This window comes from Streptomyces thermovulgaris, assembly GCF_002155915.1.
Lineage (GTDB): Bacteria > Actinomycetota > Actinomycetes > Streptomycetales > Streptomycetaceae > Streptomyces > Streptomyces thermovulgaris.
Window position 1 is genome coordinate 1 of the sequence record NZ_MUME01000592.1, and the last position, 539, is coordinate 539.

Annotated in this window: 1 protein-coding gene; it reads left to right on the forward strand. The window is 72.9% G+C overall.

The window, feature by feature from the left end; translation table 11 throughout:
- Nucleotides 1-502, forward strand: a 502-nt coding sequence (locus CCN35_RS27495; RefSeq protein ID WP_107501113.1) for an RDD family protein, incomplete at its 5' end; no start/stop codon positions are given.
- Between the last annotated feature and the right edge of the window lie 37 nt (nucleotides 503-539).

Consider the following 539-nt stretch of genomic DNA (forward strand, 5'->3'; position numbering starts at 1 on the left):
GGCGGCGCGGCAGCGGGCGGCGGCCCGCCCGGCCGGCCTCGGCAAGCGGGTGGCCGCACGGATCGTCGACTCGCTCGTCGTCGGAGGCGTGACCGCGGTGGCCGCGGTACCGCTCGGCGCCAAGGCGGTCGACCACATCAACGACAAGATCGAGGCGGCCAAGCTCTCCGGCCGCACGGTCACCGTCTGGCTGCTGGACGGCACCACGGGGACGTATCTGGGCATCGTCCTCGCCGTGCTGCTGCTCTTCGGCGTGCTGTACGAGGTCCTGCCCACGGTCAAGTGGGGCCGCACCCTGGGCAAGAAGCTGTGCGGTCTGGAGGTGCGGGACATCGAGGCCCATGAGTACCCGACCTTCGGCGCCGCACTGCGCCGCTGGCTCGTCTACAGCGTCCCCGGCCTGCTCGGCATCGGCCTCGTGGGACTGGTGTGGTGCCTGTTCGACAAGCCCTGGCACCAGTGCTGGCACGACAAGGCGGCGCACACGTTCGTGGCCGGCTGACCGGACCGGCGCGCACCGCCCCGTCCGCCGCCGCCCG